General features: G+C 37.6%; 16 protein-coding genes and 3 pseudogenes. 6 read left to right on the top strand and 13 right to left on the bottom strand.

The window, feature by feature from the left end:
• Positions 1-141: 141 nt before the first annotated feature.
• From IGI63_RS11930 to IGI63_RS11910, 5 genes and pseudogenes are all read right to left on the bottom strand, one after another.
• Positions 142-642: a S24/S26 family peptidase gene (locus IGI63_RS11930; protein ID WP_429975846.1), complete on the bottom strand. Its 501-nt coding sequence runs from the start codon at positions 640-642 to the stop codon at positions 142-144.
• On the bottom strand, positions 639-911 hold the full coding sequence (locus tag IGI63_RS11925) for a hypothetical protein (RefSeq protein WP_002368006.1): 273 nt from the start codon (positions 909-911) through the stop codon (positions 639-641). The genes IGI63_RS11930 and IGI63_RS11925 overlap by 4 nt, the downstream gene beginning before the upstream one ends.
• Entirely contained in the window at positions 904-1,422 is a 519-nt protein-coding gene (locus IGI63_RS11920) for an SPASM domain-containing protein (protein WP_429975845.1), read from the bottom strand. The genes IGI63_RS11925 and IGI63_RS11920 overlap by 8 nt, the downstream gene beginning before the upstream one ends.
• Positions 1,423-1,476: 54 nt before the next feature.
• Positions 1,477-1,698, bottom strand: a pseudogene (locus IGI63_RS11915) (radical SAM protein); the annotation flags it as partial.
• A 17-nt stretch (positions 1,699-1,715) separates the two neighbouring features.
• Positions 1,716-2,135 carry a hypothetical protein gene (locus IGI63_RS11910; protein WP_429975844.1) on the bottom strand — a complete coding sequence of 140 codons (420 nt, stop codon included), beginning with the start codon at positions 2,133-2,135 and terminating at the stop codon, positions 1,716-1,718.
• Positions 2,136-2,563: 428 nt separating this feature from the next.
• On the opposite strand from IGI63_RS11910, the gene IGI63_RS11905 reads away from it, so the two are divergent.
• Positions 2,564-4,126 carry an ATP-binding cassette domain-containing protein gene (locus tag IGI63_RS11905; protein WP_429975843.1) on the top strand — a complete coding sequence of 521 codons (1,563 nt, stop codon included), beginning with the start codon at positions 2,564-2,566 and terminating at the stop codon, positions 4,124-4,126.
• Between the two features lie 15 nt (positions 4,127-4,141).
• On the top strand, positions 4,142-4,600 hold the full coding sequence (locus IGI63_RS11900; RefSeq protein WP_002368000.1) for a helix-turn-helix domain-containing protein: 459 nt from the start codon (positions 4,142-4,144) through the stop codon (positions 4,598-4,600).
• A gap of 68 nt (positions 4,601-4,668) precedes the next feature.
• Here the strand turns inward: IGI63_RS11900 and IGI63_RS11895 are convergent, their stop codons facing one another.
• Together IGI63_RS11895 and IGI63_RS11890 are read right to left on the bottom strand one after the other, a co-directional pair.
• Complete coding sequence (locus IGI63_RS11895) at positions 4,669-5,010, bottom strand: YlbF family regulator (protein WP_002355518.1); 342 nt, start codon at positions 5,008-5,010, stop codon at positions 4,669-4,671.
• A gap of 62 nt (positions 5,011-5,072) precedes the next feature.
• Positions 5,073-7,259 carry a PBP1A family penicillin-binding protein gene (locus IGI63_RS11890; RefSeq protein WP_142957298.1) on the bottom strand — a complete coding sequence of 729 codons (2,187 nt, stop codon included), beginning with the start codon at positions 7,257-7,259 and terminating at the stop codon, positions 5,073-5,075.
• A gap of 342 nt (positions 7,260-7,601) precedes the next feature.
• Between IGI63_RS11890 and IGI63_RS11885 the strand changes: the two genes are divergently transcribed.
• Positions 7,602-8,465, top strand: coding sequence for an RluA family pseudouridine synthase (locus IGI63_RS11885; RefSeq protein WP_002355515.1), 864 nt, complete (start codon positions 7,602-7,604; stop codon positions 8,463-8,465).
• A 123-nt stretch (positions 8,466-8,588) separates the two neighbouring features.
• On the opposite strand, the gene IGI63_RS11880 is transcribed toward IGI63_RS11885, so the two are convergent.
• The 5 genes from IGI63_RS11880 to IGI63_RS11860 form a co-directional block, all read right to left on the bottom strand.
• The gene (locus IGI63_RS11880) at positions 8,589-9,143 is read right to left on the bottom strand and encodes a GNAT family N-acetyltransferase (RefSeq protein WP_002367997.1); all 555 of its coding nucleotides are present in this window, start codon (positions 9,141-9,143) and stop codon (positions 8,589-8,591) included.
• A gap of 23 nt (positions 9,144-9,166) precedes the next feature.
• Positions 9,167-10,675: a phosphomannomutase/phosphoglucomutase gene (locus IGI63_RS11875; protein ID WP_429975842.1), complete on the bottom strand. Its 1,509-nt coding sequence runs from the start codon at positions 10,673-10,675 to the stop codon at positions 9,167-9,169.
• 33 nt (positions 10,676-10,708) lie between these two features.
• Positions 10,709-11,164, bottom strand: coding sequence for an arginine repressor (gene argR, locus IGI63_RS11870; RefSeq protein ID WP_002355509.1), 456 nt, complete (start codon positions 11,162-11,164; stop codon positions 10,709-10,711).
• Positions 11,165-11,305: 141 nt separating this feature from the next.
• Positions 11,306-12,823 (bottom strand): ABC transporter permease/substrate-binding protein, encoded by a 1,518-nt coding sequence (locus IGI63_RS11865; protein ID WP_002355507.1) that lies wholly within the window; start codon positions 12,821-12,823, stop codon positions 11,306-11,308.
• On the bottom strand, positions 12,824-13,777 hold the full coding sequence (locus tag IGI63_RS11860) for an ABC transporter ATP-binding protein (RefSeq protein ID WP_002363150.1): 954 nt from the start codon (positions 13,775-13,777) through the stop codon (positions 12,824-12,826).
• Positions 13,778-14,013: 236 nt separating this feature from the next.
• Between IGI63_RS11860 and IGI63_RS11855 the strand changes: the two are divergent.
• A pseudogene (locus IGI63_RS11855) lies at positions 14,014-14,217 on the top strand (acyltransferase family protein); the annotation flags it as partial.
• Between the two features lie 202 nt (positions 14,218-14,419).
• Here IGI63_RS11855 and IGI63_RS11850 read toward each other — a convergent pair.
• Positions 14,420-22,663, bottom strand: a complete 8,244-nt coding sequence (locus IGI63_RS11850; protein ID WP_429975841.1) for an InlB B-repeat-containing protein — start codon at positions 22,661-22,663, stop codon at positions 14,420-14,422.
• Positions 22,664-23,011: 348 nt separating this feature from the next.
• Between IGI63_RS11850 and IGI63_RS11845 the strand changes: the two genes are divergently transcribed.
• Both IGI63_RS11845 and IGI63_RS11840 read left to right on the top strand, forming a co-directional pair.
• Entirely contained in the window at positions 23,012-23,179 is a 168-nt protein-coding gene (locus tag IGI63_RS11845; protein WP_429975840.1) for a hypothetical protein, read from the top strand.
• A 738-nt stretch (positions 23,180-23,917) separates the two neighbouring features.
• Positions 23,918-24,124 (top strand): annotated as a pseudogene (locus IGI63_RS11840) (tyrosine-type recombinase/integrase); the annotation flags it as partial.
• Positions 24,125-24,542 lie beyond the last annotated feature (418 nt).

Below are 24,542 nucleotides of genomic sequence, written 5' to 3'. Positions count from 1 at the left end.
ATTTAGATTGTCCGTTTCTTCTTATATTCATAAAAGTAAAATATCTATAATTGGTAAGAATAATAAGTGAAAATTTTTATAAATGATTTCAAATTTAGGATTACTCTAAAAACAGGTACTAAAGTAGTCCTTTCTATAAGTTCAAATACTGAATATTGAATCAAATTTATTAAAAAAATCATTTTGGTTTTTAGGTAAATTATTGCTTAAATATCTATAATAAATACAGGATTCTTCTGAATCAACAGGTACCTCAAAGTTCATCAAATTTTCTAAATGTATCTCTCTCAATAGATTTTTAGAAAGAACCAAGATATTAAAATTGTCACTAATTTTTTCATTACTATATATTGCTCTTATTTTTATCTTCTCTTTCACGTAGCTGTCATCTGCCTGATCCTCTATCACGCCTAAAATTGAATTAGTTCTTATAGGGGGATCAAAATATTTAAAATTATCTCCTTTACATATGGCTAGACCTTCTCCTATACTGACTACTCTATGTGCAAAAAAGTTGTTGTATAGACTTTTTATCACAACAATTTTACCTGTACTTATTTCAAAGTTACTACATTGTGCTATTAAAATATCTCCCTCTTTATATGTTGGCAACATAGATATTCCTTCTGCAACAAACCTCATTGCCTCATCACCACCACATCATATTTCAATAGCTCTTCTATAAATGCCTTAATTTGTTCTCTTACTATATACATATTTTGATTATCTGTATCAAATTCTTTAGATAACCTAGACACAGCTTCATCAATATTCTTAAATTTTTTAGCTTCGATTCTATGAAAAATAAATATTGAAGTTTTATCTTCAAGCATAAAACCATCCTCATTTAATGATATAACTAAAAACTCTCCTTTGTCTTCATAATTAATTTTTTCATTAATACTAAGCATGCTCTTTACCTCCATATACAAATTGATACATTTGTTCCAAAATCATTCCTTTGATTATTTTGCATTCCTCATTATTGATTACATTCGAAGAATCATCCTTTGACTTTGAATAATAATGATTTGCTCTACACGAGCCTCCACAAAGCAGTTTGAATGAACAATTTTTACACGGCTCCATACCAAGGGACGAATAAGAGAAGTGATCAATTTTTTTATTCTTAAAAATATAGTCTAGCGGTTCGGCTCTAACATTCCCTAAGTAAAAATCTTTTTGATCCAATAACTTACAAGTATAGACATTTCCCATGGGATCAATTGAAAATTCTCCGATACCTTGACCACAATGAACTTTAATTGTAAATGGATTCAAAGCTTTCTTGTATTTCATCGCAATCCGATCAATCTCTTTTCTTTCAACTTTTGTAAGAGAAATATCGTCAATTCCTCTACCCAATTTACAAAAAGTTCCAATATTTAAGTTTATTTTATGAGATTTTGCAAAGGTAACCATTGTATCAATGTCAGCAATATTATTTTTAGTAATTGTTTGATTAATGGCTAAATTTTTAAAGTTAAGTTTTATTAGATTCTCTAAAGCCTTTGTAGCAACTTTAAAGCATCCTCTTCCTCTATTGTCATCATTGTTATTTTCATTTAAAGAGTCTAAACTGATTGTAATTTTGTAACAACGTTCAGATAAAAACTTAGCTTGTTTGATGTTATAGGCTACTCTACCATTGGATATTAAGTTGCAGATAAATCCTTTTTTATATGCATTATCTAATATCTTATAGAAGTTCTTTTTTAAACCAACTTCTCCACCTGTAAAAACAATTTTTTTACTCCAGCTACCTTTAACTGTTTAAAAATCTTATCATACTCTTCGTAATCTAATTCTCTACGTAGCTTTTTACCTGGACCTGCTTCAGCATAACAATAGGTACATTTTAAATTACATTCTTCGGTTACAACAATATATACCGTGCGTGGAATAGAGAAATTTTCTATTAATTTATGAAAATTCCCCTCTACTTCCAAGTCAGTGAAATCAAAGATTCTATACAATTCTATTTTTCTTAATAAGTCTTTTGAGATATCATGTCTATCTCTAGTTTTTAGATATTTTTCGAGAATAGGAAGTTCATTTTCTTCTATACCAATCCAACTACTAATAATTGGATTATGTACTATAACCTTGTTTCTATAAAAATAAAATTTTAACAAAAATTATCCTTCCCTTCTTTGTATGCCTGAGAGCATTTAAACTTAAGCGTACATTATTAATTAAAGATAGAAAATTTAAGGAGCTAAGATTTATCGTTTCGTAATATTAAATGAAAAATTTGATTAGATTACATTTCTTTATTCAAAATTGTTTTTTAAGTTCCAGTACCTACAAGGATTCCACACATACAGCCTAATTGAATTGTTTTGCCAATTTTTTTCAATTCTGGTTTATTAAATTTCATAGAAAATTCCTCCTCTCCTAAATAATCAGCTCCTTAAATATATTTTAAATAATACATACTTTTCCTTCGTGTGTCAAATATTTTCCTATTAATTCGATAAAATTTAGGAAAAACAGTGAAAAATTTGATATATATTATGAAATTATATACAATGTGTTTAAGTACGAAAGGGAGTTGCAAATCATGGAAAAGATTATGAAAAAAAATAAAAAATTTGTTTTTCTAGTTAGTTTGACTGCTATAGTCACCACATTAACCTCTTTAATTGCACCAATTATCATTCAATATCTAACAAATAAAAAAAACCTTAATTCACAGGCAATGATCTATATTTTCTTAGCCATGTTATTGTCTTTAGTAATACAATTAGTTATCATGGTTTATAAAGAAAATTTTGCTGCAAGATTCAATTCCAATTACTTATTTACTCTAATTAATAAAATGATACACATTAAGTATGACTCTTACATTACTCTTGAGCCAACCTATTTGATTAATCGTATTTTTAGTGCTGTGGATGCACTTTATTTATTTTTGATATCTAGCTTCAGTGTGACAATTAAATCAATTTTCACTATCCTTTTATCTTTACTTATGGTCAGTTATCTTTCTATTGAAATTGTTTTATTCATGGTTTTATTGATTCCTTTAAACTATTTTGGATTTAAGTATATAAATAAAAAATTAAAAGTTCGAATGGAAAACATGCAAAAAAATGCAGCTGTTGCAAACAAAAATTTAATCTCTACGTTATCAAATCAAGATGCTGTTAAAGCCGGCATTTCAGCTGAAATTTTAGAAAATTTACTCTACGAAAAAATCAATTTAATGTATCAATCCGTAGCTAGTACTAATAAATTCGCTCAAAGCACTAGTAGTATTGTTGCTTTTATTAATCAAAGTTTCCAAACTTTTGTTTATATTCGAACAAGTATGTTAATTGCGGCAGATACCTTGCCCATTTCCAGTCTAATTATATTAAGTATCCTTTTGCCTTTGTTTTTTTCCTCTTTGAGTGAATTATCTAAAGTTACTATCGATTTAAATACTTTAACAACAGCAAATACATTTATAAAAGATAGTTTAGACAAAAATATAGAAAGAGATGGTGACATAGATATAGGTGCTATTGTAAGCATTCAGTTATTTTTCCCAACATTCGAGATAGACGGTAACCAATTTCAATACAGGATCCAAGAAAATCTACAAAATGGGGATCGAGTTTATTTAACGGGAAAATCTGGAAGTGGTAAATCATCTTTATTAAAACTATTACTAAAGTTTCGAAAATCATCAGGAATTATGATTAACGATTTACCAATCAATGCAATAAATAATAAAAGCTTGAGAAACAAAATTGCCTATTTGGCACAAGAACCAACAATACTCACAGAAACTTTAGAAAAAAATATTGGTATGGGAACGCCTCTATCCTATGAACAAAAACAACTTATTTTAAATACAGGCATTCTTAATCCTATTTTGAAAACTAAGGACTGGGAAACTGTTTTAACTGAAAACGGCAGTAATTTATCTGGTGGAGAAAAACAAAGAATTGCAGTCGCAAGACTTATTTTAGCGGATGCCGATGTTTATATTTTAGACGAGAGTACCAGTAATATTGACGAAGAATCCAGTCAAGCAATCTTTGAAACATTATTAGAATGTGTCAAAGATAAAATATTCATCTTTACATCTCATGATAAAAAAAATAGTCAATACGCTAATAAAATTATAAATATTTAAAGGAGACTTCTAAATATGTTGTCTGTAGAACAATTGGCCCAAGAATTAAATGTGACCACAAGAACCATTCGGAATTATTTGAAAGAAGGGAAAATAAAAGGAACAAAAATTGGTGGACAATGGCGTTTCTCAGAACGAGATATTTATGATTTTTTAGGAAAATCAGATGATATCATTGTAAAGAACACCGCTATCGAATCTTATGTGAAAGATGTTCCACAAAACAATGAAGGCCTTGTAACATTGACTTTCTCACTTAACACAGAAAGTGATATTGAATTCGTTAAAAATAAAATACTAAAACATTTCAACTCTGTTTACGGTAGCAATCAGCAAAATAAAAGTTTTGAATATCAGCTTTTGCCTAGAAACCTTGTTAGAATTACCTTAATTGGCCCTCATGCTTACATTTTAAATTTTGGAAACTGGCTAACAAACTTTATAGAATTATCGATTCAAAATTACCAAGAGTAGCTAGCTATTCATAAAATTAAATAATAAGAAAACCCCAGAGAAGCAAGTGCTTCTCTAGGGTTTTCTTATTAATCGTTATACATATCACGCACAGGAGTCATGATAATTCGGTTTAAATCATTGACAACTAAGCTAAACGCTTGTTCTTTTTGCATTAATTCGTTGATAACTGCTGTTTCTTGCACTTTCGTTGCAATGCTTTGTGCTTTTTCAGCATCTTCATCCGTGAATTCTTCGCCGCGCATTTGTTTTTCTTGAAGTCCTTGTTGGAATCCTTGGAATTCTTTAAACAATGTGTAAGCTGCTTCGTCTGCTTTTACTTCTTCATACGCTGCTTGTAATGCTTTAAATTCGTCTAACTCACGTAGTTCACGTTCAATCTGATTGGCTGTATCATAAATGTTACTCAATGGAATCCCTCTTTTCTCAATAGTTTCATCTTTATTGTACCATTTCTCTTAGGTTTTCCCAACTAATTTCCTAATAAGCCTCCGAAAATTCCTTCAATCTTGTCTTTGACTTTTTTCGCGCCGTCTTTAATTTGTCCCCCAACTTCATTCAATGTATCTCCGAAATTGCTAGCGCCATCTTGAACAGAGTTTCCAAAGTCTTTTAAGTTATCCCGCCAATTAGAATTGGCACCACCGGTTAAACTATCGTTGCTATCAACAACTTTCCCACCTGTGGCATAAGCATCCGCGACAGGAAATTGTGCTTGTTTGACTTGTGGCAAGATGCCACTGGCTTGACTGTTGAACACCTGAGAGGCATATGTGGCGCTACTACCTTCCAAATAATGGGTTTTACTGGTTTCTTGGAAGCCTAACCAAGTAGCAATGACAACTTCTGGTGTATAACCAATCACCCACTGATCGTTCGTTTTACTACTATCGAAGTTGGTTTCTGTCGTACCTGTTTTACCAGCCATTACATAGCCTGCCGGTTGTGCGTTGACCCCGCTCCCAGAACTAAAGACCCCTAGTAACATACTTGTAATCCCATCTGCAACATCTTTGGTAATGACTTGCTCTTTCTTGACTTTAGTATTATCAACTACAATTGCGCCAGTTGAGTCGACGATTTTTGTAATTAAATGCGTTTCAGTTTTATAGCCTTCATTGGCAAAGGCACTATAAGCTCCCGCCATAGTTAGTGGCGAAACACCCGTTTGTAATCCCCCAAGGGCTAAACCATAGTACCGATCTTTTTCTGATAACGGAATGCCAAATTTCTCTGTTTTTTCATAGCCTTTATCTAAACCAATTTGATGTAATAACCACACCGCTGGTAAATTTAAGCTTTCTCCTAAGGCTTGATACATAGGAACTTCTCCACTGTACGTGCGGCTATAGTTTTGCGCTGGATAATAATCTTGTGGTTTATCTTCTAAAATAGAGTCTGGTTTATAGCCAGCCTCTAAAGCTGGTGTATAGACTGAAATTGGTTTTAAGGACGAGCCTGGTGAACGTTTTGTTTGCGTTGCAAAGTTAAAGCCTCGATAAACGTGTTCCCCTCGACCGCCCACCAGTGCTTGCACGCCGCCGGTTTTCGGATCAATGGCTACAGAACCACTCTGAACCATGGCACCATCTTCTGCATTGGGTGGAAATAGTGCATCATTTTTATAAGTTGCATCCATCGCATCTTGATACCCCTGATTTAAAGAAGTGTAAATCTTGTAGCCTTTATTTAAAATATCTTCTTCTTTAAATTTATAACGATTGACTGCTTCATCAATTACCGCATCAAAATAATATGGATATTTGTAACTATTTTCGTCGCCAACATAGGTGTCATTTAATAGACTCGCTAAGTTAACACTCGCTTCTTGATTGGCTTCTTCTTGAGATAGTTTTTTATTGTCGACCATTAGTTGTAAAACGGTATTCCGTCGCGCTGTGGCATTGTCAATGTAATCAATTGGGTTATAAATTCCTGGCCCTTTTAACATGCCCGCTAGCGTTGCGGCTTCCCCCACTGTAACTTGAGACGCATCCACGCCAAAATATTTACGAGCTGCATCTTGTACGCCCCAGACACCATTACCAAAATAAGAATTATTTAAATACATTGCTAAGATATCTTTTTTCGAATATTTCTTTTCGATTTCAATCGCTAAGAATAATTCTCTGGCTTTCCTATCTAACGTTTGCTCTTGCGTTAAGTAAGCATTTTTGGCTAATTGCTGCGTAATTGTACTTCCTCCACCACCGCCACCGATTTTCCCGAAGGTCAATTTTCCAACAACCGCACGGGCAATCCCTTTGATGGAATACCCTTTATGTTGATAAAACCCGCGATCTTCAGTTGAAATAACCGCGTCTTGAATATAAGGAGAAATATTATCCAGTTCCACAAAAGTTCCTTTTTGCCCGAATAACTTTCCGACTTCCTCTCCTGATTCATCATAAACACGTGTTGATTCACTTAGCCCCGATTTTAGGGTCTCAACGTTTGCGGACTTGGCTAAGTAAAATAAATAAATACTGGCACCTAAAGCGACTACCAAACCAATTAACAAGAAAATTTTATTGATTTGATACTTTTTCCAAATCCGCTTTCTGGCTTGATGGAATTGTATTAAATAAGGCTTTATCCACGTCCAAAAATGACGTAATCCGACACCGACTTTACTAAAAAATTGTTTAAGATTGTCCATAGTACTCCCTCTATTTACGTTTCTTGGCTAAGTCTACCATATTCTTGTGGGTACGACCTAGGTCTAAAGCATGAAAAATTCTTGAAAAACAATTTCAATGATCTTTTCGCTGTAGCAAAGGAAATGTGGCCTTCGCTAGAGGTAAATAATTGCTTACGTTTAGAAACGAGTCTTTATTTAGCCTCTATTCTATCATGCTTTTCTTCGTTTTTTATGTAAATTTGTTTAAGAATCTCTCAAGGAACTGCCTTTCTAACAAATTTCAGCTTTTTTTCCGTTCTGACTTGACCTTTTGAGCAGCTTTGTTACACTAAATAGCGAATCAGTGAAAGGTGGGATTTGGTGGAATATTCAATGAGATTACCTGAAAATTTTTCAACAATGACTGTAAAAGAACTATTAGAAAATGAGTGGCTAGTCCCTCGAAAAGTGCGCCATTTTTTACGCACGCGAAAAAATGTCAAAATCAACGGAGAAACAGCTGCTTTTCATTTTCCAGTCCAAGCTGGCGATTGTGTCACCTTAACGTTTGAAGAAACCGATTATGTGCGTCCCACTATTCATTTTGGGGAAGCAACGCGTGTGAAGGTTCTATATGAAGATGAACATTTAATGATTGTAAATAAACCTTATGGCATTAAAACCCATCCAAATCAGCCACAGGAAACAGACACCTTGTTAAATCATGTTGCTGCCTATTTAGCCGAGAAAAATCAGGTCCCTTATGTCGTTCATCGATTAGATAAAGAAACCAGTGGTGCGATTGTCTTTGCTAAAAATCCTTTTGTCTTACCTATTTTAGGTCGTTTATTAGAAACAAAACAAATTTACCGCCAATATCAAGCGATTGTAGCTGGTCACTTTAACCAAAAAGAGCAGACAATCAATCAGCCGATTGGTCGTGATCGACATGATCGCCGGAAACGACGGATTGATCCTCAAAAAGGGGATTCAGCGATTACACATGTCCAAGTGGTCCAAGCTCTTTCTAACAATCAAACCGCAGTTACCTGTGTTTTAGAAACAGGTCGGACGCACCAAATTCGGGTCCATTTAGCTAGCGAAGGGCATCCAATTATTGGTGATCCGTTATACAACCCAAAATCGCAGGCAGCTCGTTTAATGCTCCATGCTTCACAACTTCATTTACTCCATCCGTTTACAAAAAAACAAATCGTTGTGACTGCAGCGCCTGGCCTATGGTAAAAAAACAGAAGAAATTGGACGGTAACCGCCGATTTCTTCTGCTTTTTTATTTTACCGCACATTCACTGCTGAGAACGGCATATCTGCGTTTGCTCAGTGTCTTGGTGTTAAACAGTTCCTGAGCTAACTCTCAGCCTTAATCATTTGTAGCCACTCTTTTTGTAAAATTCCGTAATTGTAGATATCCAGCCATTGGCCATCTTGAAATAACGCTTCTCTATCAATTCCTTCTTTTTTGAAGCCTACTTTTTCATAAACATGAATCGCTTTTTGATTGTTACTATTGACAGCTAATCTGATTTTGTGCAAGCCCAATTCATAAAAAGCAAATTTACAAATTAAAGACACCGCCTCAAAGCCATATCCTTGACCACGTTGCTCTTTTTGTAAAATAGCAATCCCTAAATTGGCCCCTCTATTTTTCAACTGTACATCAGACAACGAAACCCAACCAATAAATTCCTCTGTCGTATTTTCTAAAATAGCAAATAGAAATCGATCATCTTCTCCTTTATTAATCGTGAAATCTTTCCATTCTTCAAGCCCCCACGGATGTAAAGCATCCCAGCTCAAATGCCGAAGCAATTCATTATCCCATTGCTGTTTTGCAATATGTTCGATATATTCTTCTCTAAAATGAGAAAAGCCAATGTGTTTTCCTTTTAAGACATTTTCCATAAGAACACCTTTAATTTCCTAGATTATTTTTCTATTTGCTGACTATCTATTTCCTCGTATTTTTGTAAAAAAGTGGAAATTTTTTCGATGACACACGCATTTTTATCGCTTTGGTCATTCTCTACCTGAAGAACAAGCAACGGTTCATGCAGACTTAAGCGTAGCAAAAACCAACCACTGCCATATTGACCAGACACGTTTCCCCGAACACCTTCTTGGTTTTCACGGTCCACAGCAAAGTCTGCTTGATTTTCTACAAACAATTCAAAGTCTCGCAAGACTTGTTGCCCATAACAAGTAACATCCTCCGCAGTAATTTTGAAGCGAAATTCGTTGGTTTCTGCCGGTTGCTTCAATGTAGCAATCAGATCACCTAACGTTTGATTGTTTTGTTTCAATTCTGGTAACAACATTAAAATTTTCGCCACGACATATGCACCATCATCCAGATTGTAGTTTTCTTGAAATGCTGCATGACCACTGGTTTCAATGGCTAACGGTGTCTGAAAGCCCCCATGATTCAATTCAATCATTTTATTAATGACATTTCGGTAACCAGAAATATAACGAATCTGTTGGCCGCCTTTTTCTTCAATAAATGTTTTTAAATGACTTGATGTTGGCGAATTTGTCACAATATAACTACCAGGCGCTTCTTTTAAAACGATTGCCGCTAAAACAGCAATTAAATTATTTCGGTTTAGTACCTCACCTGATTGGTCCACCACGGCCGAACGATCTACATCTGTATCAAAAATAATGCCCAAATCTGCTTGATTAGCTAAAACAGCCGTTTGAATACTTTTCATTGCTTCAGAATTATCTGGATTAGGTACATGATTAGGAAAATGCCCATCTGGTTCTAAAAACTGTGATCCCGTCGTATCAGCGCCCAAAACTTGAAGAACCTGCTCCGCAAAGAAGCCCCCAGCCCCATTACCCGCATCAACGATAATTCGAAAGCCCTGTAAAGGTTTCTCTTCTGGCGAATGAATTCCTTGGCGGATTTTTTCCACCAAATGCTCCGCATAAATTGGCAGTAACTCTTGCTTCATCAGTGTGCCATTTTCATTGGCTGTCAGCGGATCAGTATGAGATAAAATATACCGAATATCTTCTTTCTCTGCTCCACCTTCTGCTGTGAAGAACTTCAAGCCATTAAAATAGTAAGGCAAATGGCTAGCTGTGATCATAATCGCTGCATCACATTGAAGCGTTGGAAATTGAGTAGCCATAAACATAGCAGGCGTCGTAGCTAAACCAACGTCAATCACCTGAATACCTAATGAAAGAAACGTATCTACTAATGCTTGCTTAATCGGCTCCGCCGTTAGACGACTATCATGTCCGATTGCAATTGTCAGGCGCTGTTGTGCCTTTCGTGGCAGCTGTTTTTTATCCTGTAACCAACGAACCACGCCCACCGCAATTTCGGCTACTACTGTTGCGGTTAATGTTGCAGTTTGCTCTTCCGTATCCAAAGCAATTCCCCGAATATCCGAACCATTTTGTAGCGCTTTCAATTCTACCAAGAAAAAAACTCCCTTCTATTGATGCTTTCAATTTTAAAAAATCATATTTTCGATACGTTCGATAAAGTGTTCCGCATCCTCTTCTGAACGTGTAATCACAATAATCGTATCCGCACCAGCCACTGTACCGGCCACTTCTGGATAAGCTACTTCATCTAAAAAGTTACTCACCACATCGGCATTTCCCATCTCTGTATGCAAGATGACAATAAATTGTACTCGCTCCATTCGAACAACTGAATCTTTTACTGATTCTCGTAATTTCTCTTCACTGCTTGTGCCTTGTGCTTGAGAAAAAATTGCATATTTGACACGACCATCTGCACCATGTGTTTTAACAATACTCATTTCACGGATATCTCTTGAAACAGTCGCTTGAGTGGCTCGGACGCCAAGTTCTTCCAAACGAGTGATTAATTCATCTTGTGTTTCAATTTCTTGTTGCATAATTAATTGTTTAATCAAACGTTGACGTTCTGCTTTTTTCATATAGACCACTCCTCTCCATTCATTTCTTTTATTATATCCAAAAATGAGTAAAAATACAGGTACTTTTCACATTAAACTCTTTATTTATCTGAAAAAGACTGGATAAATGTTTATATACCAGTCTTTTTCAGTAAAAAATACTTATTTAAGAAGATTCTTTTCTTTTAAATAGTCTTTCGCCACTATGCTAGGATCTTGCCCCTCCACATTGACTTGATAATTCATTTCACTCATTTCTTCTTCGCTAATTTTTCCTGCCAATTTATTCAATATTTCTGCTAATTCTGGATATTTTTCCAACGTTGCTGTTTTAATAAGTGGTGCTCCTTGATAAGGCGGAAATAGCGCTTGATCATCTTCTAACGTTACTAAATCGTATTGTCTCAATTCACTATCCGTTGAATAGGCATCAATCACATTTACCTCACCATTATTAATCGCTTGATAGCGTAACGCCGGTTCCATCGATTGGACATTCAGATTTAAATGATATTTTTCTTGTAATCCCTTATAACCATCTTGCCGATCAATAAATTCTAACGTAAAACCTGCTTTCAACTGATTGCTAATTTTCTGTAAATCACTAATCGTTTTTAATTGATGCGCTTTTGCAAATGAGCGCTTAACTGCGACGGCATACGTATTTTCATAGCGCATCGGTTTCAACAAAGTAAGGTTTTCTTGCTTTTTCAAGCCAGCGCGTGCCGCTTCATAGACTACTTGAGGTTGATTGTCTAGCTGAGGAGGATTTTTTAAAAAGGTTTCGATCACTGTTCCTGTAAATTCCGGATAAAGATCGATTTCATCTGATTTCAAGGCATTATATAAAAAAGTAGTCTTGCCAAAGTTTGGCTTTAACGTCACCTGAATGTCGCTATTTTCTTCAATTAAGGCTTTATACATATTAATAATAATATCTGGTTCCGCTCCTAATTTGCCAGCAATTGTCAGCTGTTTTTCCTTTGAAGAAGTTTGTTGATTCCAGAAAAATGAACCACCTAACAAAAGGCCTAAAATAGTACCGCCAATGATTAGTCGCCGCCCATTCGCTTTTTCCAACCAATGAATTCCATAATTAAATAAGACTGCTAGTGCAGCCGATGAAAGGGCTCCAATAAAAATCAACGATAAATTATTTCGATCAATTCCTAATAAAATGAAGGTCCCTAAACCACCTGCTCCAATTAACGCCGCCAACGTGGCCGTACCAATAATTAAAACGGTAGCCGTTCGAATACCTGAAATAATAAATGGTAATGCCATTTGCAACTCAAACTTAAACAGTTTTTCTTTTTTACTCATCCCAAATGCTTCTGCGGCTTCTTCTAACGAAGGATCAATTTCCGTCAAACCAGTATAGGTGTTTTGTAAAATTGGGAATAAGGCATAAATCACTAGCGCAACAATTGCCGGTGGTCGACCAATACCAATTAACGGAATCAGTAAGCCTAGCAAGGCTAAAGAAGGGATGGTTTGGAAAATCCCAGTCACTTGTAACAGACTTTCCGCTAACTTACGATGACTCGTTAAATAAATGGCTAAAGGAATTGCAATCAACGCAGCGAATAATAACGAGATAAAGGACAATTGCATATGCTCGATTAACGCTTGCAGATATTCTTCTTTTCGAGCGAAAAAAGTTTCAATCAGTGCTTGCATCTACTGTCCCTCGCTTTCCAACAGCTGTTCCATAAAACGAGTAATCGTTTTTGAGGTGATACACCCTAAAACTTGTTGTTTTTCTACTAAATTTGCTTTCTCTTGTGCATTAATGAGTTGGACAATCTCTTTTAAATTGGTTTCCATGAAAACAGTCGGCACTGGCTCAATCGTCTCATCTGCGGCTTCTAAAAATGCAGTCAAGTCAGCGCCACAATAGTTCGCTAGTTCTGGCGAAGATTGTTTGAAAAATTGACCGACAAAATTATTTTTCGGATGTTTTTGAATGGCTTCTGGCGTATCGACTTGAATAATTTTGCCAGCGTCCATAATACAGATGCGCTCTCCTAACAGTAAAGCTTCATTCATATCATGGGTCACAAAAACAATGGTACTCGCTAATTCCTGATGAAGTTCTTTCACCAAACGTTGAAGATGATGTCTTGAAATCGGATCTAGCGCGCTAAAAGGTTCATCCATTAAAATCACTTCTGGTTCGGCTGCAATGGCGCGTAAAATCCCGATACGTTGTTGTTCGCCTCCTGAAAGCGCTGCTGGCTTACGATGCAGATATTCCTCAGGATCCAGCTGAACTTTTTTCAATAGTTCAATGGTTCGCTCTCTGCGTTGCTCTTTGGGCCATTTTTTCATTTCAGGAATCAACTCAATATTTTCCGCCACGGTTAAGTTAGGAAATAAGGCAATTTGCTGAAGAACATAGCCAATTTTTAGTCGTAATTCACGTAAAGGATAATTGGTTACCGCTTGTTCATTGAGAGCCACTTCACCTGTCGTTGGCTCAATGAGCCGATTAATCATTTTCAAAGTCGTCGTTTTTCCACTACCACTCGGCCCTACTAATACAAAAAATTCGCCTTGTTGGATTGTTAAATTCACATCGGACAAAACAGCATTTTCTTGATATACTTTTGAAACATTTTGAAATTTTATCATTTATTTTCACCGCATCTTTCACTTCTTAATAAACAAAATCTTTGGAGGATCGTCACTCTTTCAGTATAATTTAAGACTAACATCCTGCCTAATTTTTTGTTTTAAGCGCAAGTATGTGGGGGCTCATTTAACGGCTGCCGGTTCGTATCTACAATTATCTACTCAATGAATGGAAAAATTGTCCTCTTCTGCATTAAACAAAAGTGAACTGTTTTCTACTAAAAGGAGTGATCGTTATGGAAAACGACAAGCGAATTTATAAATGGGACAACGTGAAACTTTTTTTAATTTTCTTAGTGATTTTTGGGCATATTTTAGATCTTGAGGCTTCTCCTTCACGACTCATGGAAACGATCAACTTTTGGATCTATTCATTCTATATGCCAGCCTTTATTTTTGTCTCTGGACTCTTTAGTAAACATTATTTGACAAAGAGACAAAAAACCTCCAAAAGTTAGATTTCTAGGTCTAACTTTTGGGGGTCGGCTTACCTTCCACTTAGGATTGTTGTCTTTTGCGTTTTTATTTAAGAAAATTATTTCAAAAATCTTTACCATCTTTCTGTGACTTTTATTTACCTTCTTCTTTTTAAAGTATCATAAACTTTAAGCGATGAACTGATAAAATAATCATTTATTCCTTCTATTTTTTCGATACTACATATAATACAATTGCCAAGAATACTATTACTCCTCCTAAAATATAAAAGATATTTTCTCTTTGCTCTCCTGTGCTTGGCAAGTTTGGCTTAGAACCGTTAATATGCTTTGCTTGACCTGATTGAGTATTACTATTATTTTTGTTTTTTCCATTCGCTGTCCATTGCGCATAGTATGTCACTCCGCCGTCTGCCAATTTCACGTTTGCTGGCATTTTAGTGTCGCCAGTTTTGCTAGTGTACCAGCCTTTGAAGGTATATCCAACTCGGCTCGCTGGTTTAACCTCTGAGAGGTCTACCGTTTCATCTGTTTTACCTGTAATTGTTTTTTGATCTGTACTTCCGCCATTGGCATCAAAGTTAACGCTTTGCTCATTCGCTGTCCATTGCGCATAGTATGTCACTCCGCCGTCTGCCAATTTCACGTTTGCTGGCATTTTAGTGTCGCCAGTTTTGCTAGTGTACCAGCCTTTGAAGGTATATCCAACTCGGCTCGCTGGTTTAACCTCTGAGAGGTCTACCGTTTCATCTGTTTTACCTGTAATTGTTTTTTGATCTGTACTTCCGCCATTGGCATCAAAGTTAACGCTTTGCTCATTCGCTGTCCATTGCGCATAGTATGTCACTCCGCCGTCTGCCAATTTCACGTTTGCTGGCATTTTAGTGTCGCCAGTTTTGCTAGTGTACCAGCCTTTGAAGGTATATCCAACTCGGCTCGCTGGTTTAACCTCTGAGAGGTCTACCGTTTCATCTGTTTTACCTGTAATTGTTTTTTGATCTGTACTTCCGCCATTGGCATCAAAGTTAACGCTTTGCTCATTCGCTGTCCATTGCGCATAGTATGTCACTCCGCCGTCTGCCAATTTCACGTTTGCTGGCATTTTAGTGTCGCCAGTTTTGCTAGTGTACCAGCCTTTGAAGGTATATCCAACTCGGCTCGCTGGTTTAACCTCTGAGAGGTCTACCGTTTCATCTGTTTTACCTGTAATTGTTTTTTGATCTGTACTTCCGCCATTGGCATCAAAGTTAACGCTTTGCTCATTCGCTGTCCATTGCGCATAGTATGTCACTCCGCCGTCTGCCAATTTCACGTTTGCTGGCATTTTAGTGTCGCCAGTTTTGCTAGTGTACCAGCCTTTGAAGGTATATCCAACTCGGCTCGCTGGTTTAACCTCTGAGAGGTCTACCGTTTCATCTGTTTTACCTGTAATTGTTTTTTGATCTGTACTTCCGCCATTGGCATCAAAGTTAACGCTTTGCTCATTCGCTGTCCATTGCGCATAGTATGTCACTCCGCCGTCTGCCAATTTCACGTTTGCTGGCATTTTAGTGTCGCCAGTTTTGCTAGTGTACCAGCCTTTGAAGGTATATCCAACTCGGCTCGCTGGTTTAACCTCTGAGAGGTCTACCGTTTCATCTGTTTTACCTGTAATTGTTTTTTGATCTGTACTTCCGCCATTGGCATCAAAGTTAACGCTTTGCTCATTCGCTGTCCATTGCGCATAGTATGTCACTCCGCCGTCTGCCAATTTCACGTTTGCTGGCATTTTAGTGTCGCCAGTTTTGCTAGTGTACCAGCCTTTGAAGGTATATCCAACTCGGCTCGCTGGTTTAACCTCTGAGAGGTCTACCGTTTCATCTGTTTTACCTGTAATTGTTTTTTGATCTGTACTTCCGCCATTGGCATCAAAGTTAACGCTTTGCTCATTCGCTGTCCATTGCGCATAGTATGTCACTCCGCCGTCTGCCAATTTCACGTTTGCTGGCATTTTAGTGTCGCCAGTTTTGCTAGTGTACCAGCCTTTGAAGGTATATCCAACTCGGCTCGCTGGTTTAACCTCTGAGAGGTCTACCGTTTCATCTGTTTTACCTGTAATTGTTTTTTGATCTGTACTTCCGCCATTGGCATCAAAGTTAACGCTTTGCTCATTCGCTGTCCATTGCGCATAGTATGTCACTCCGCCGTCTGCCAATTTCACGTTTGCTGGCATTTTAGTGTCGCCAGTTTTGCTAGTGTACCAGCCTTTGAAGGTATATCCAACTCGGCTCGCTGGTTTAACCTCTGAGAGGTCTACCGTTTCATCTGTTTTACCTGTAATTGTTTTTTGATCTGTACTTCCGCCATTGGCATCAAAGTTAACGCTTTGCTCATTCGCTGTCCATTGCGCATAGTATGTCACTCCGCCGTCTGCCAATTTCACGTTTGCTGGCATTTTAGTGTCGCCAGTTTTGCTAGTGTACCAGCCTTTGAAGGTATATCCAACTCGGCTCGCTGGTTTAACCTCTGAGAGGTCTACCGTTTCATCTGTTTTACCTGTAATTGTTTTTTGATCTGTACTTCCGCCATTGGCATCAAAGTTAACGCTTTGCTCATTCGCTGTCCATTGCGCATAGTATGTCACTCCGCCGTCTGCCAATTTCACGTTTGCTGGCATTTTAGTGTCGCCAGTTTTGCTAGTGTACCAGCCTTTGAAGGTATATCCAACTCGGCTCGCTGGTTTAACCTCTGAGAGGTCTACCGTTTCATCTGTTTTACCTGTAATTGTTTTTTGATCTGTACTTCCGCCATTGGCATCAAAGTTAACGCTTTGCTCATTCGCTGTCCATTGCGCATAGTATGTCACTCCGCCGTCTGCCAATTTCACGTTTGCTGGCATTTTAGTGTCGCCAGTTTTGCTAGTGTACCAGCCTTTGAAGGTATATCCAACTCGGCTCGCTGGTTTAACCTCTGAGAGGTCTACCGTTTCATCTGTTTTACCTGTAATTGTTTTTTGATCTGTACTTCCGCCATTGGCATCAAAGTTAACGCTTTGCTCATTCGCTGTCCATTGCGCATAGTATGTCACTCCGCCGTCTGCCAATTTCACGTTTGCTGGCATTTTAGTGTCGCCAGTTTTGCTAGTGTACCAGCCTTTGAAGGTATATCCAACTCGGCTCGCCGGTTTAACCTCTGAGAGGTCTACCGTTTCATCTGTTTTACCTGTAATTGTTTTTTGATCTGTACTTCCGCCATTGGCATCAAAGTTAACGCTTTGCTCATTCGCTGTCCATTGCGCATAGTATGTCACTCCGCCGTCTGCCAATTTCACGTTTGCTGGCATTTTAGTGTCGCCAGTTTTGCTAGTGTACCAGCCTTTGAAGGTATATCCAACTCGGCTCGCTGGTTTAACCTCTGAGAGGTCTACCGTTTCATCTGTTTTACCTGTAATTGTTTTTTGATCTGTACTTCCGCCATTGGCATCAAAGTTAACGCTTTGCTCATTCGCTGTCCATTGCGCATAGTATGTCACTCCGCCGTCTGCCAATTTCACGTTTGCTGGCATTTTAGTGTCGCCAGTTTTGCTAGTGTACCAGCCTTTGAAGGTATATCCAACTCGGCTCGCCGGTTTAACCTCTGAGAGGTCTACCGTTTCATCTGTTTTACCTGTAATTGTTTTTTGATCTGTACTTCCGCCATTGGCATCAAAGTTAACGCTTTGCTCATTCGCTGTCCATTGCGCATAGTATGTCACTCCGCCGTCTGCCAATTTCACGTTTGCTGGCATTTTAGTGTCGCCAGTTTTGCTAGTGTACCAGCCTTTGAAGGTATATCCAACTCGGCTCGCCGGTTTAACCTCTGAGAGGTCTACCGTTTCATCTGTTTTACCTGTAATTGTTTTTTGATCTGTACTTCCGCCATTGGCATCAAAGTTAACGCTTTGCTCATTCGCTGTCCATTGCGCATAGTATGTCACTCCGCCGTCTGCCAATTTCACGTTTGCTGGCATTTTAGTGTCGCCAGTTTTGCTAGTGTACCAGCCTTTGAAGGTATATCCAACTCGGCTCGCTGGTTTAACCTCTGAGAGGTCTACCGTTTCATCTGTTTTACCTGTAATTGTTTTTTGATCTGTACTTCCGCCATTGGCATCAAAGTTAACGCTTTGCTCATTCGCTGTCCATTGCGCATAGTATGTCACTCCGCCGTCTGCCAATTTCACGTTTGCTGGCATTTTAGTGTCGCCAGTTTTGCTAGTGTACCAGCCTTTGAAGGTATATCCAACTCGGCTCGCTGGTTTAACCTCTGAGAGGTCTACCGTTTCATCTGTTTTACCTGTAATTGTTTTTTGATCTGTACTTCCGCCATTGGCATCAAAGTTAACGCTTTGCTCATTCGCTGTCCATTGCGCATAGTATGTCACTCCGCCGTCTGCCAATTTCACGTTTGCTGGCATTTTAGTGTCGCCAGTTTTGCTAGTGTACCAGCCTTTGAAGGTATATCCAACTCGGCTCGCTGGTTTAACCTCTGAGAGGTCTACCGTTTCATCTGTTTTACCTGTAATTGTTTTTTGATCTGTACTTCCGCCATTGGCATCAAAGTTAACGCTTTGCTCATTCGCTGTCCATTGCGCATAGTATGTCACTCCGCCGTCTGCCAATTTCACGTTTGCTGGCATTTTAGTGTCGCCAGTTTTGCTAGTGTACCAGCCTTTGAAGGTATATCCAACTCGGCTCGCTGGTTTAACCTCTGAGAGGTCTACCGTTTCATCTGTTTTACCTGTAATTGTTTTTTGATCTGTACTTCCGCCATTGGCATCAAAGTTAACGCTTTGCTCATTCGCTGTCCATTGCGCATAGTATGTCACTCCGCCGTCTGCCAATTTCACGTTTGCTGGCATTTTAGTGTCGCCAGTTTTGCTAGTGTACCAGCCTTTGAAGGTATATCCAACTCGGCTCGCTGGTTTAACCTCTGAGAGGTCTACCGTTTCATCTGTTTTACCTGTAATTGTTTTTTGATCTGTACTTCCGCCATTGGCATCAAAGTTAACGCTTTGCTCATTCGCTGTCCATTGCGCATAGTATGTCACTCCGCCGTCTGCCAATTTCACGTTTGCTGGCATTTTAGTGTCGCCAGTTTTGCTAGTGTACCAGCCTTTGAAGGTATATCCAACTCGGCTCGCTGGTTTAACCTCTGAGAGGTCTACCGTTTCATCTGTTTTACCTGTAATTGTTTTTTGATCTGTACTTCCGCCATTGGCATCAAAGTTAACGCTTTGCTCATTCGCTGTCCATTGCGCATAGTATGTCACTCCGCCGTCTGCCAATTTCACGTTTGCTGGCATTTTAGTGTCGCCAGTTTTGCTAGTGTACCAGCCTTTGAAGGTATATCCAACTCGGCTCGCTGGTTTAACCTCTGAGAGGTCTACCGTTTCATCTGTTTTACCTGTAATTGTTTTTTGATCTGTACTTCCGCCATTGGCATCAAAGTTAACGCTTTGCTCATTCGCTGTCCATTGCGCATAGTATGTCACTCCGCCGTCTGCCAATTTCACGTTTGCTGGCATTTTAGTGTCGCCAGTTTTGCTAGTGTACCAGCCTTTGAAGGTATATCCAACTCGGCTCGCTGGTTTAACCTCTGAGAGGTCTACCGTTTCATCTGTTTTACCTGTAATTGTTTTTTGATCTGTACTTCCGCCATTGGCATCAAAGTTAACGCTTTGCTCATTCGCTGTCCATTGCGCATAGTATGTCACTCCGCCGTCTGCCAATTTCACGTTTGCTGGCATTTTAGTGTCGCCAGTTTTGCTAGTGTACCAGCCTTTGAAGGTATATCCAACTCGGCTCGCTGGTTTAACCTCTGAGAGGTCTACCGTTTCATCTGTTTTACCTGTAATTGTTTTTTGATCTGTACTTCCGCCATTGGCATCAAAGTTAACGCTTTGCTCATTCGCTGTCCATTGCGCATAGTATGTCACTCCGCCGTCTGCCAATTTCACGTTTGCTGGCATTTTAGTGTCGCCAGTTTTGCTAGTGTACCAGCCTTTGAAGGTATATCCAACTCGGCTCGCTGGTTTAACCTCTGAGAGGTCTACCGTTTCATCTGTTTTACCTGTAATTGTTTTTTGATCTGTACTTCCGCCATTGGCATCAAAGTTAACGCTTTGCTCATTCGCTGTCCATTGCGCATAGTATGTCACTCCGCCGTCTGCCAATTTCACGTTTGCTGGCATTTTAGTGTCGCCAGTTTTGCTAGTGTACCAGCCTTTGAAGGTATATCCAACTCGGCTCGCCGGTTTAACCTCTGAGAGGTCTACCGTTTCATCTGTTTTACCTGTAATTGTTTTTTGATCTGTACTTCCGCCATTGGCATCAAAGTTAACGCTTTGCTCATTCGCTGTCCATTGCGCATAGTATGTCACTCCGCCGTCTGCCAATTTCACGTTTGCTGGCATTTTAGTGTCGCCAGTTTTGCTAGTGTACCAGCCTTTGAAGGTATATCCAACTCGGCTCGCCGGTTTAACCTCTGAGAGGTCTACCGTTTCATCTGTTTTACCTGTAATTGTTTTTTGATCTGTACTTCCGCCATTGGCATCAAAGTTAACGCTTTGCTCATTCGCTGTCCATTGCGCATAGTATGTCACTCCGCCGTCTGCCAATTTCACGTTTGCTGGCATTTTAGTGTCGCCAGTTTTGCTAGTGTACCAGCCTTTGAAGGTATATCCAACTCGGCTCGCTGGTTTAACCTCTGAGAGGTCTACCGTTTCATCTGTTTTACCTGTAATTGTTTTTTGATCTGTACTTCCGCCATTGGCATCAAAGTTAACGCTTTGCTCATTCGCTGTCCATTGCGCATAAAGAATTACAGTACCATTTGATTCACTGACTAAATTCTTCACATTTTGCTTATCAGTATAAGAGTTCCCTCCACCTTTTGCTAGATCATCCCAGTTTTTAAATGTATATCCTGGTCTAATAAATAAATTATCTGATAAATTTTGTGATTGATTATATAAAAATGACTGATCAGGCATAGCATCACTATTCCTACCACCATTTGCATCATACTTAACAGTATACTTATTAACGTCATATATATAAGTTACCGTACCATTACTTCCGCTCACTGTTAAATTACCTTTCGAATCCAAACCCGACGGATCCATTTCTTTAAAAGTATAACCAGGTATAACTTTTTTTTCAGTTGTGTATGTCCCATTAACATAAGCACCTTGAGGATATGTAACTTCCCCTTGAGCTATTTCCTTTTTATTAGTATCAACATATTTAACATTAACAGTTGCTGCCTCTTGAAAAGAAAACTCATCAAATCTAACTTGTTGTTTATTAAACGCTAAGCCAGTTGATCCAAGAATGGTAAACGCAGCAGTAGTATAATCATTATCAATAGATCGCTCCCAAGTTTGTATATTCCCTGAAGATTGTGTAAAGCTTACAGTTAGTTTTCGCGTTGCTGCATCATAAATAATAGAAAAATCGTGAAAATTCCCATCGATGTCATCTTTACTAAGTTTTTTAGGATCTGTGAAAGTTGGCCACCATCTAGTAACTTCTTTTTTTCCAGCTTGATTCATAATTTTTTCAAAATTTGTTGTTACAAACGCTCCATAGGGAGCCTGCTCTATGTCTCCAGGTCCGCCATACTGTGCGGATTCATTAGGTCTTGATATATATATATCATCCTCATCCGATTCAGGAGCTCCCGGAATATTGTAATATGTATCAGCCTTAAAGCCAATAGCATTCTGTAATCCTGTAATTCCCAAACCATTCCCGGAAAAGCCAATATCCGTTGTATTTCCTTGATGAAATGCAAAGCCTAAACCATCTGCACCATTTTTATTTGTACCTAGGTTTAGAGCACCTTTAAAAGAAAAATTAGTATTAAATGATAGTTTACTATTTAAAGTGAATGCACCTACCTGTTCTTCTTTCGCTTCTGTCAATATAGCAACCCCTGTACTAGAATCATAAGTAGCCGTACCTAAATTAGTAAAATAAGAACCAAAATTTTCTCTATTTACAATAATTGATGCGCCATTCAATGCTTGTTTATCTTCTGTTGTTGTACTTTTAGCTTCTTCAATGTGTTTTTTTTCGGTAGCTGAACTAAAAAATGTATTTCCATAGGTTGCTGACGCTGAATCTTTTATAGAACTAGAATTTGTTGTACTTTGTCCTATTGAACTATTTTTTATACTCGAACTAGTTATATTCGATGATTCAGTAGTCTCTGTCTCCGTCATCCTTTCTTGTGGTGGACTTTCATTAGTTTTCTCTTTTGTATTAGGTTGCGAACCGACCATGGGTAATGCCGAGTCTTTCAAACTTTTATCCATAACGGCAGAATAACTTTGCATAGTCGTTTCCATTTTTTCTGCTACCACTGTACAAACCGGTTGAACCCAACCTAACGTTATAACTCCCAATAATAAAAGACTTCGTTTCTTCATAAAGACACCCCTTTAAACTAAAGATTTCACATGTTAGAATCTAACTAAATGCTGTTCTACGTTCCCGCCTCTTTTTTCTTGTAAGAATATAAAACAAGAAGTTTTTTATACATTTAGAATCATTTTAAACATGGGAATATATTAATTATTTAAAATCTACTACAATATTTCACCTTAACATTATAATACTATTAGAATATAAACACAAGAATAACTATTACTATTTATTCGTAAATCTCTTATACTTAATAGAGGTAGCTCAAAAAGTTAAAATTAAGATATCTAATAGTCTTTTTTATTTTTCCGTCAAATTAAGCCGTCAACAAGTAGAAAGGATGAAGTTATTTTATGCCACGAACTGGAGAAAATATTTATAAACGAAAAGATGGTCGCTGGGAGGGCCGTTATCCAATTGGTCGACGTCCCAATGGACGATTGCATTATGGGTACATTTACGGTAGAACATTAAGTGAAGTGAGAAATCGTTTAATTCCTTTGCGGAAAAAAGGTCGCTAAGATGAACCATTATAAAAGGGTTGGCTCATTGTCTTATAAAGTATGGTGTAGAGAATGGCTACTGAACATTCAAGGAATAGTCAAAGACTCTACTTTTTCAGCTACAGTTATAAACTAAAAAAGTATTTATTACCTTCTTTAGGGACCTACCTTTACACGAAATTTCAGCTACAAAAGTACAGCAATTAGTCAGTCAATTGGAAAAGCAATCTCTCTCCCCAGCAAGTATTAAAATAATGATAACACTTTTAAGTGAGACATTAAGAGTTGCGTATAAAAAGTATTAATTAATCCTTGTTCAAATGTTGTCTTACCCAAAGTAAAGAGAAAGTGCATGCATTATCTTTACATGAGCAACAAAAAGGTTAGAGAATACTATTGAAACCATTGCAACCCCTAGTTCTTTAGCAGTCATAGTTGCTATGCATACGGGGCTTAGAATTGGAGAGATTTCCGCGTTGAAATGGAATAATATACAATTTGATCGTCAACTTTTATGTTGAAAATACTTATCAGCGTTTACCGCTCCCTAATGAAAATAAGACCATTTTAACTGAGGCTCCTGCTAAAAGTCAGGCTGCTCAAAGTAGTACCATTATCAAGAAAATTGATTCTATTATTAAAGGAACATGCAAAAAATAAACAGTCAACGTACGTTTTTTCTGTTAACAATAAGCCTTATGAACCGCGTTTATTATCCTATCACTTTCAGCGAATCTGTAAAAAGCAGGCTTAGTAAATATTCATTTCCATCAGCTTCGTCATACATTTGCAACACGATGTTTAGAAAATGGTGCAGATATTTCTTCTGTTAGTGCGCTTCTAGGTCATTCTTCGACACAAATGACACTGGATATTTACTCAGATTCTTTACTAGAACAAAGAATTTTTGCAATTCGTTGTATGGAGCGGCTTAAATTTTCAAAAATAAATAAAAGGAAGTAATTGACAGGATTTTTTTATTTTTAAAAAGGAAAGCGATTGCAAAAAAAAGAGATTTCTTTTTTCATAATTAATGAGTAAAGAATCTTAATGAAGTTCTTTTTGTTATATAAAGACAAACAAATAATTAAGAATAGCCGTCAGTATATCCCGTCATATCAGTAAAAAGCTAATTTATCAAGTATTAAGAATAACTTCTTGTTTTATATTCTTACAAGAAAAACATACTAAGATTAGAGGGTAAATTCATCGACGGATGAATTTACCCTCTATTGCTCTTTTAAGCGTATAGTTGTAAGTGAAAGGATGACCGAACATGACCTCTTGGACTTCGAGTCCCAAACAAAAAATGGTCTCCTTCACTGTCATTTTAAAATCTGGTTTAAGTATGTTGGGGCTTCGAGCCCGTGTGAAGGAAATT

Origin of the sequence: Enterococcus sp. DIV0086, from assembly GCF_050498705.1 — a bacterium.
GTDB classification, from domain to species: Bacteria; Bacillota; Bacilli; order Lactobacillales; family Enterococcaceae; genus Enterococcus; species Enterococcus faecalis.
Note: the sequence above shows the minus strand (reverse complement) of the source record. Positions and strands in the feature narration are given on the sequence as shown.

Coding starts and splice junctions, on each gene's coding strand:
- IGI63_RS11930 (WP_429975846.1), bottom strand. CDS start 642: ATGAGGTTTGTTGCAGAAGGAATATCTATGTTGCCAACATATAAAGAG.
- IGI63_RS11925 (WP_002368006.1), bottom strand. CDS start 911: ATGCTTAGTATTAATGAAAAAATTAATTATGAAGACAAAGGAGAGTTT.
- IGI63_RS11920 (WP_429975845.1), bottom strand. CDS start 1,422: ATGGTTACCTTTGCAAAATCTCATAAAATAAACTTAAATATTGGAACT.
- IGI63_RS11905 (WP_429975843.1), top strand. CDS start 2,564: ATGGAAAAGATTATGAAAAAAAATAAAAAATTTGTTTTTCTAGTTAGT.
- IGI63_RS11900 (WP_002368000.1), top strand. CDS start 4,142: ATGTTGTCTGTAGAACAATTGGCCCAAGAATTAAATGTGACCACAAGA.
- IGI63_RS11890 (WP_142957298.1), bottom strand. CDS start 7,259: ATGGACAATCTTAAACAATTTTTTAGTAAAGTCGGTGTCGGATTACGT.
- IGI63_RS11880 (WP_002367997.1), bottom strand. CDS start 9,143: ATGGAAAATGTCTTAAAAGGAAAACACATTGGCTTTTCTCATTTTAGA.
- argR (WP_002355509.1), bottom strand. CDS start 11,164: ATGAAAAAAGCAGAACGTCAACGTTTGATTAAACAATTAATTATGCAA.
- IGI63_RS11865 (WP_002355507.1), bottom strand. CDS start 12,823: ATGCAAGCACTGATTGAAACTTTTTTCGCTCGAAAAGAAGAATATCTG.
- IGI63_RS11860 (WP_002363150.1), bottom strand. CDS start 13,777: ATGATAAAATTTCAAAATGTTTCAAAAGTATATCAAGAAAATGCTGTT.
- IGI63_RS11850 (WP_429975841.1), bottom strand. CDS start 22,663: ATGAAGAAACGAAGTCTTTTATTATTGGGAGTTATAACGTTAGGTTGG.
- IGI63_RS11845 (WP_429975840.1), top strand. CDS start 23,012: ATGCCACGAACTGGAGAAAATATTTATAAACGAAAAGATGGTCGCTGG.